The organism is Arthrobacter sp. Hiyo1 (assembly GCF_001263615.2).
Lineage (GTDB): Bacteria > Actinomycetota > Actinomycetes > Actinomycetales > Micrococcaceae > Arthrobacter.
Map to the genome: position 1 here is coordinate 198,647 of NZ_DF952473.1, position 7,801 is coordinate 206,447.

At 63.7% G+C, this 7,801-nt stretch carries 10 protein-coding genes and 1 pseudogene; 8 read left to right on the forward strand and 3 right to left on the reverse strand.

The window, feature by feature from the left end; all coding sequences use genetic code 11:
- Positions 1 to 141: SDR family NAD(P)-dependent oxidoreductase (locus tag AHiyo1_RS16385; RefSeq protein WP_113990693.1), on the reverse strand; the 141-nt coding region annotated here is incomplete at its 3' end.
- Positions 142 to 229: 88 nt separating this feature from the next.
- Positions 230 to 955 (reverse strand): beta-ketoacyl-ACP reductase, encoded by a 726-nt coding sequence (locus tag AHiyo1_RS16390; protein WP_059389256.1) that lies wholly within the window; start codon positions 953 to 955, stop codon positions 230 to 232.
- Between the two features lie 153 nt (positions 956 to 1,108).
- On the opposite strand from AHiyo1_RS16390, the gene AHiyo1_RS16395 reads away from it, so the two are divergent.
- The 5 genes from AHiyo1_RS16395 to AHiyo1_RS16415 all read left to right on the forward strand — a co-directional run bounded on the left by AHiyo1_RS16395 (position 1,109) and on the right by AHiyo1_RS16415 (position 3,748).
- The gene (locus AHiyo1_RS16395) at positions 1,109 to 1,633 is read left to right on the forward strand and encodes a DUF3099 domain-containing protein (protein WP_059389257.1); all 525 of its coding nucleotides are present in this window, start codon (positions 1,109 to 1,111) and stop codon (positions 1,631 to 1,633) included.
- Positions 1,630 to 1,908, forward strand: a complete 279-nt coding sequence (locus tag AHiyo1_RS16400; protein ID WP_059389258.1) for a hypothetical protein — start codon at positions 1,630 to 1,632, stop codon at positions 1,906 to 1,908. The genes AHiyo1_RS16395 and AHiyo1_RS16400 overlap by 4 nt, the downstream gene beginning before the upstream one ends.
- The gene (locus tag AHiyo1_RS16405) at positions 1,909 to 2,763 is read left to right on the forward strand and encodes an SURF1 family cytochrome oxidase biogenesis protein (RefSeq protein WP_059389259.1); all 855 of its coding nucleotides are present in this window, start codon (positions 1,909 to 1,911) and stop codon (positions 2,761 to 2,763) included. It abuts the gene before it with no gap.
- Positions 2,747 to 3,232, forward strand: coding sequence for a YbaK/EbsC family protein (locus AHiyo1_RS16410; RefSeq protein WP_059389260.1), 486 nt, complete (start codon positions 2,747 to 2,749; stop codon positions 3,230 to 3,232). The genes AHiyo1_RS16405 and AHiyo1_RS16410 overlap by 17 nt, the downstream gene beginning before the upstream one ends.
- A 72-nt stretch (positions 3,233 to 3,304) precedes the next feature.
- A complete protein-coding gene (locus tag AHiyo1_RS16415; protein ID WP_059389261.1) occupies positions 3,305 to 3,748 on the forward strand; it encodes an SRPBCC domain-containing protein in 444 nt (147 codons plus the stop codon).
- Positions 3,749 to 3,757: 9 nt separating this feature from the next.
- On the opposite strand, the pseudogene AHiyo1_RS16420 reads toward AHiyo1_RS16415, so the two are convergent.
- Positions 3,758 to 5,354 (reverse strand): annotated as a pseudogene (locus AHiyo1_RS16420) (ABC-F family ATP-binding cassette domain-containing protein).
- 224 nt (positions 5,355 to 5,578) lie between these two features.
- Between AHiyo1_RS16420 and AHiyo1_RS16425 the strand changes: the two are divergent.
- The 3 genes from AHiyo1_RS16425 to AHiyo1_RS16435 form a co-directional block, all read left to right on the forward strand.
- A complete protein-coding gene (locus tag AHiyo1_RS16425; RefSeq protein ID WP_059389262.1) occupies positions 5,579 to 6,352 on the forward strand; it encodes a YrzE family protein in 774 nt (257 codons plus the stop codon).
- 158 nt (positions 6,353 to 6,510) lie between these two features.
- The gene (locus tag AHiyo1_RS16430) at positions 6,511 to 7,125 is read left to right on the forward strand and encodes a biotin transporter BioY (protein ID WP_059389263.1); all 615 of its coding nucleotides are present in this window, start codon (positions 6,511 to 6,513) and stop codon (positions 7,123 to 7,125) included.
- An 18-nt stretch (positions 7,126 to 7,143) separates the two neighbouring features.
- On the forward strand, positions 7,144 to 7,801 hold a 658-nt coding region (locus tag AHiyo1_RS16435; RefSeq protein WP_059389264.1), incomplete at its 3' end, for an energy-coupling factor ABC transporter ATP-binding protein.

Here is a 7,801-nt window from a genome sequence, read left to right on the forward strand (position 1 = left end):
ACCTTGTTGGCCCGGCGGGGCCTTCTGGCGGTAGTTGACGACGACGGCAGCGCCCTCGCCAGCCAGGATCTTGGCTACTTCAGCGCCGATGCCGCGCGAAGAACCGGTGACGATTGCCGTCTTGTTGTCCAGCAGTCCCATTCGTGCTCCTTTATTCAAAACGTCCAACTTGTTGAAAACATCCAACTTCTATTAATTCCGAGTCAATCATGCCAGCGGGATTGGTGATCTAGTGGCCCATGCCCAGGCCGCCGTCCACGGGGATGACGGCACCGGAAATGTATGCGGCTTCGTCACTGGCAATCCAGCGGACCACGTTGGCCACCTCGGAGGCTTCGGCAAAGCGGCCGGCCGGAACACTCGCCAAGTAGGCCTTCTGGGTGTCTTCGGGAAGCTCGGCGGTCATGTCCGTGTTGATGAACCCCGGTGCCACCACGTTCGCCGTGATGCCCCTGCTACCAAGTTCGCGGGTGAGGGAACGGGCGATGCCCACCATGCCCGCCTTCGAGGCCGAGTAATTGATCTGTCCCGGTGCGCCGTAGAGACCCGACACGGAAGAGATCAGCACAACCCGGCCCTTGCGCAGGCGGATCATGCCTTTGGAGGCACGCTTGATCACCCGGAAGGCGCCCGTGAGGTTGGTGTCGATGACGGACGTGAAGTCGTCCTCGCTCATGCGCAAAAGGAGAGTGTCCTTGGTGATCCCGGCGTTGGCTACCAAAACCTCCACGGGTCCATGGGCGGCCTCGACTTCCTTGAACGCTGCGTCGAGGGAGGCCTCGTCCGTCACATCGGCCTTGACGCCAAGGATGCCCTCGGGAAGGGGGGTTTCGCTGCGGTAGGTCACGGCGACCTTGTCGCCGTTGGCGAGGAATGCCTCTGCGATAGCCAGGCCGATGCCGCGGTTTCCGCCCGTAATGAGGACGCTGCGGGCGGTTGATACTGCTTCAGACATGCTGCTCTCCAGAGTTCCGCGGCAGGACTGTGCCGCTTGAAAGTGGGTGATTTCCTGCATCGATCTTAGCCGCCGCGAGGCCCCGGCCGCGGGTAGCTGCACCTGGCGCGGTTTGGGAGGCCCGTTCAAGGGTGAGAGAATTGAGGGAAGCCGTTGGAGCGTGATGAATCAGCCGTGACAAGAGATAGCAGTCCCCTGCAGGCGCCCGGGGACCCGGACGCCGTATCAGGTGACCCCGTGGTGCATAGCATTACCGACGCCGCCGCCGCCCACTCGGACGACATGCGCGAACGAATGATCAAGTACGCCTTGGCAATGGGTATCCGCTTGGTGTGCCTCATCCTCATTTTCGTGGTCGACGGCTGGTTCAAGATCATCGCTGTCGCAGGGGCCGTGTTCCTGCCCTGGATTGCCGTAGTGATCGCCAATGGCAGCGACAAGGCCGAAGTCCACAGCGACGCCTTGCTGGACTACGTCCCGGCCGTCGAGCTGGAAGCGGGACCGGCTGAAGAAGGGGCGCCGTCGGCGGCGCCCGTCACTGTCCTGGAAGGTGAACTCATCGACGACGACGGCGACGACGCCACCGTCCAGGACGCTTCCGGTCCGGAAGCAGCCGACAACACCGGTGCCAGCAAGCAGCGATATCCGCTCGGCGGGGAAGAACAGGCGGCTTCATGAATATCTTCACTATGGGCGGCCTTGGGCTGGAGAATGAAGAGCACGCGGGCCGGGGCGGGACTCATCCGGCCGTCTGCTCACGCAAGGCGTGCCGCGCCGAGGCGACGTGGCAGCTCCTGTGGAACAATCCCCGCATCCACACTCCCGAGCGCCGCAAAGTATGGCTGTCCTGCGAGGAGCACCGGGAATGGTTGGAGGACTACTTGCAGACCCGCGGCCTCTGGAAAGAGACCATCCCGTTCGCGATGACCACTGACCCAGGCGAGGCCAGCTGAATGTACCGCTTTCTCTTTTCCAGCAAGTGGCTGGGCTACTTCGTCTTGGCCGTGATCTTCGCCACCGGCTGCGTCTTGCTGGGTCGCTGGCAAATGGACCGCAGGGCCGAGACGTTGGCCGAGATCAACCGCGTTGTCACCAACTACTCGGCCGCTCCCCTTCCCTTCTCCGCCGCCAAGGCGGAGTTCCAGTCCCTGGACCCCGAACGGGAATGGGCACAAGTTGAGCTCCACGGAAGGTATGACGTTGCGGGCCAACGAGTCGTCCGTAACCGTCCCCTCAACGGCCAGCCCGGGTACGAAGTAGTGGTCCCGTTCCGATTGTCGAGTGGCGACGCCGTGGTGATTGACCGCGGATGGTTGCCCATCGGAAACAAGACGCCCGGGCACCCCGACAGCATCCCGGCCCCGCCGGCCGGCGAGGTTACCGTCGTCGCCCGCTTGAAGGCCTCTGAACCGGATCTGGGCCGCGGCGCCGTGGACGGCCAGCTGGCATCGATCGACCTCCCTTCATATGCCACGGAGCTTGGCTATCCCATCATGACCGGGGCCTACGGGCAGCTCGCCACGGAATCGCCCGCCGTCCAGGTGATGCCCGCGCCGTTCGCCAAGCCGGCCACCGACGAGGGCACCCACCTTTCCTACTCCTTGCAGTGGTTCGCGTTCGGCGTGCTGATGTTCGTTGGTTTCGGCTACGCTGCCAGGCAACAGGCCCGCAATGCCCGGATTGATGCCGAGGACGAGGAAGAAGAAATCAGCGCGATGCCTCGTCCGAAGGCACCCGCGCCACGGAAATCAAAGCGGCCAACGGCCGAAGAAGAGGAAGACGCCATCCTGGATGCGCAAGGCTACTGAAACGATCCCGGCCTCCGTGCTGAACGTGAAGTCCGCCCTGACCGCGGCGGGCGCCCAGGACACGGTGCTCACCTTCGACGACGATGTCCCCACCGCCGCTGCGGCAGCATCCTTGCTGGGTTGCGACATTGCGGCCATCGCCAACAGCCTCGTCTTCGAACTCGACGGCACTCCCCTGTTGATTCTCGCGAGCGGGGCCGCGAAGGTGGACACCGCCTTGGTCGCGGATTCCTTGGGCACAGCCAGGATCCGCCGGGCCAGCCCGGACTTCGTCTTGGAGCACACCGGCCAGGCCGTAGGCGGCGTGGCTCCCTTTGGACACCCGCGGCCCCTACGAACCATCCTCGACATCTCGCTCCAGGAGCATCCACTGCTCTGGGCGGGCGCGGGTGACCATAACTCGATGTTCTCCATCAGTTACAGCGAACTCCAGCGGATTACGGCCGCCCAGCCCCTCAAGGTCCGCTGATCCGGTGGTCCGTCGGGTCATTGATCCGGCGGAGCCGTCGTTCCGCTGCGGCCTGGGGCTAGGCTGTTGAGCATGGCTGAATACACCTACGTCACGTACATCGAAGGAACCGCGGACCAGATTTGGACGGCGCTCACGGACGCAGCCCAAAGCGCTGAATACTGGGGCCATGCCAATGTCTCGGATTGGAAGGCAGGTTCACGATGGGAACACCAGCGCACGGACGGCTCCGGAACCGCCGACGTTGTGGGGACCATCCTGGAAGCAACACCCCCGGCGCGCCTGGTGAACACGTGGGAGGATCCCGCGGTTCCAGCGGTGGTGAAGCCCGACGTTGTCACGTTCACCATCGAGTCGCATGACGGCATTGCAAGGCTCACGGTCCATCACAGGAACATCGCCGACGACGAACAGTTGGCGATCGCAGGCCGCGGCTGGTCGGCGGTCCTGTCCAATCTGAAAAGCTACATTGAACTGGGCCGCCCGCTTGCCTCCGTGCCGTGGGAAATGCCCTGACCCTCAGCCTTAAGCGAGCGTGATGAGGTCCAGGTAGTCTTCGTTCCAGTGGTCTTCGACCCCGTCCGGAAGCAGGACAACACGTTCCGGGTTCAGGGCCTGCACGGCGCCCTCATCGTGGCTGACGAGCACGACGGCGCCGGAATAGTTTCGCAGTGCGCCCAGGATCTCGGCGCGGCTGGCCGGGTCGAGGTTGTTGGTGGGTTCGTCGAGTAGCAGCACGTTGGCACTTGAGGCCACGATCGTGGCGAGGGCCAGCCGCGTCTTCTCACCGCCGGAAAGCACACCTGCCGGCTTGTCGACGTCGTCACCCGAGAACAGGAACGACCCGAGGATCCCGCGGACCTCTGCGTCCTTCATGTCCGGAGCCGATGAACGCATGTTCTCCAGGACCGTACGGTCGTGGTCCAGGGTTTCGTGTTCCTGCGCGTAGTAGCCCACTTTGAGCCCGTGGCCCGGGACGATATCGCCGGTGTCCGGCTTGTCCACCCCCGCGAGCATCCGCAGGAGGGTGGTCTTGCCGGCACCGTTGAGGCCCAGGATGACCACTTTGGAGCCACGGTCGATTGCCAGGTCCACGTCGGTGAAGATTTCCAGTGAGCCGTACGACTTGCTCAAACCCTCTGCCGTGAGCGGAGTCTTGCCGCACGGAGCAGGATCCGGGAAACGCAAGGCTGCCACGCGGTCATTCTCGCGGACTGCTTCCAGGCCGCCAAGCAGCCGTTCGGCACGCTTCGCCATGTTCTGCGCGGCCACGGCCTTGGTGGCTTGGCACGCATCTTGTTGGCTTGGTCCATGAGGACCTGGGCCTTCTTCTCGGCATTGGCGCGTTCGCGCTTTCGGGCGCGCTCGTCGGTTTCCCGCTGCTGCAGGTAGCGCTTCCAACCCATGTTGTAGAAGTCGATCTGCGCCCGGTTGGCGTCCAGGTGGTAGACCTTGTTGACGGTGGCTTCCAGGAGCTCCACATCGTGGCTGATCACAATCAGCCGCCCTGGTGGCCCTTGAGGAAGTCGCGGAGCCACGTGATGGAGTCTGCATCGAGGTGGTTCGTGGGTTCGTCCAGGAGGAGGGTCTCGGCGTCCGAGTAGAGGATCCTGGCTAGTTCCACGCGGCGGCGCTGGCCGCCGGAGAGTGTCTTGAGCGGCTGGTTCAGGAGACGCTCGGGAAGTGCCAGGTTGGAGGAAATAGCTGCGGCTTCCGCCTCGGCCGCATAACCGCCTCCCGCGAGGAACTCGGCTTCCAAACGGTCGTAGCGGTTCATGGCCTTGCGCTGGACCGTGGCGTCCTCGCTGGACATGTCCGTTTGCGCCTGCTTCAGCTTGCCCACCACCACGTCGAGGCCGCGGGCGGAAAGGATGCGGTCGCGTGCAAGCTGTTCCATGTCCGGGGTCCGGGGATCCTGGGGCAAGTAGCCAATCTCGCCACTGCGGGCAACCTTGCCGGCAGCGGGGAGTCCCTCACCGGCGAGGACGCGGGTGAGGGTCGTCTTGCCTGCACCGTTCCGGCCCACCAGACCGATTTTGTCCCCCTTGTCCACGCGGAAGCTCACCTGGTCCATGAGCAGGCGGGCGCCGGCGCGCAGTTCGAGTTCCTGGACGGTAATCAATTCGGGGGATGCCTTTCAATGGGGAACACCCGCAGCACCCGAAGTCAAGGCGCGGCTGAAGTGGAGGGGCCGAACAAACGGCCTTTACGATTCTACCGCCCACGGGGTCCCACACTCGCCAGCGCCAGGGCAGGGCGCGGAACGCCCCGAAATAGTAAGCACCCTTGCTACTATTTTCGGTGCGTGGTTAGGTGAAGGTAGGACGATTGCGAAGGAGGCTCTCGATGAGCAGCACAACAGGATCCGATGGCAAACACGTCCGGGCCGACCGCGGCCAGGATGAAGTCCCTTACACCGAACCACGCCGTGACCGGGTAGGAGATGTACCTGGAACCGGCCCTGGCTACACTGACAACAGCTACGTCGACGAGACGAGCAGCTACCCCGTGGTTCGCGCCGCATCAGACCCAAACGCCGCCACCCGGGAGACAGTCATCGCCCGCGAAAAGGAGCAGTTCGGCGGAATCAAGATCGGCTCGGCCTTCTTCGGTTGGCTGACCGCCACGGGAATGGCCGTGCTCCTGGTCGCCCTCGTGGCGGCGGCCGGGATCGCTGTTGGACTCGCGAACAACGCGAACGTCAGTGACGCAGCGAACCTGGCATCATCGCAGCCCGTCGGCATTGCCGGGATCATCGCGCTTCTGGTGATCCTGTTCCTCTCCTATTATTGCGGCGGCTACGTTGCCGGACGCATGGCCCGGTTCAACGGCATCAGGCAGGGGCTCATGGTCTGGTTTTGGGCAATTATTGTCGCCGTGTTGGTCGCGTTGCTGGGCTTGTTCGCCGGACCGCGGTTCAATATCCTCGCCACCGTGAACAGTTTCCCGAGGATTCCGGTGAATGAGGGACAGCTGAGCACCATCGGCATCATCGCCGCCCTGGTCGTGGCAGCAGTGACCCTCATCGCCGCGGCACTGGGCGGACTGGCTGGAATGCACTACCACCGCAGGGTTGACCGCGCGGGCTTTACCCCAACAGCAGAGGACGTCGAGGCTTAGCCAAGGCGGCTCCGGCAACCAACAGCGCCGCTCTTTGTACCTTGGCCCCAAGGCCCGGGCGCGTTGCTCGTGGACACCCTACAAAATACAGTGTCAGGCCGCTCTGTAGTGTCGGTTTCAGGGGATTCCCTCTGCCCCGGCACCAGATAGGACTCACGATGAGCAGCACCGAAACCGCATCCACGCGAAAAACTTCACCCCGAACCCGCTGGACGTCCACGGACATCGGCCTCATTGCGGTATTCGCAGCCCTCGTGGCCGCCTCAACACTGATTCCAGGCATTCCGGTGGGCGCCCTGGGCGTGCCGATCACCCTGCAGACCCTCACCGTCATCCTCACGGGCCTTGTGCTCGGCGGCGGGCGGGCTTTTGCCGCCGTCGGTCTTTACACCCTGCTTGGTTTCGCGGGACTGCCGATCTTCAGCGGAGGTCGCAGCGGGCTCGGTATCCTGGCGACACCGTCGGCCGGCTACATCATCGCCTTTCCCTTGGCGGCAGCCGCCACCGGCTGGCTGGCGGCAATCGTGATCCGCAAGACCGTCAAATACCGCGCCGTTTTCCTGTTTGCCGCAGCCATGATCAGCACGATCGTCCTCATCCACGGCCTCGGAGTGCTTGGCTTCATGGTCAATGGCAAGTTCGACTTCGCCAAGGCATTCCTGGCCGATCTACCCTACTACCCCGGCGACACCATCAAGAACGTCCTTGCTGCGATCATCGCCGTCTCGCTCCACAAGGCCTTCCCGGACATCCTGGTCCGCCGCGTCAAGTAAAGCGGGAACAATCAGTACATGAACACCATCATTCTCAGCGAAGTCGCGGTGCGCGTAGCCATCGATGGCAGCCCGGCGCCCAAGACTTTGCTGCAGGACGTCTCCTTGGAACTCACGGAGCAACGCATCGCAGTCATCGGGGCCAACGGCTCGGGAAAGTCCACCCTTCTGCGCTTGCTCAACGGCTTGGTGGCGCCCAGCGAAGGCACCGTCAGCGTCAACGGCGCCGACAGCTTGCGGGACGTCCGCCAGGTCCGCAGCCAGGTGGGATTCGTCTTCACCGACCCCCTGTCGCAATTGGTCATGCCGACCGGGCGGGAAGACGTCGAACTATCACTGCGGCGTTCCATCAAGAACTCCAAGGAGCGCACAGCCCGGGCGGAAGCTGTCCTGGAACGGTTCGGGCTCCTCGACCTTGCCGACCAAAGCATTTACGAGCTGTCCGGCGGCGAACGGCAACTACTCGCCCTGGCCGCAGTCCTCGCGGTAAACCCCGGCGTGTTGGTCCTCGACGAGCCGTCAACATTGCTGGACCTGCGCAACCGGGAGCTGCTCAGGCGGACGCTTGCGGGCCTGGAGCAACAGATCATCATGTCCACCCACGATCTCGACCTCGCCCTCGAAGCGGATCGTGCCCTGGTGGTGGATTGCGGACGGATAGTGTTCGACGGCGGAG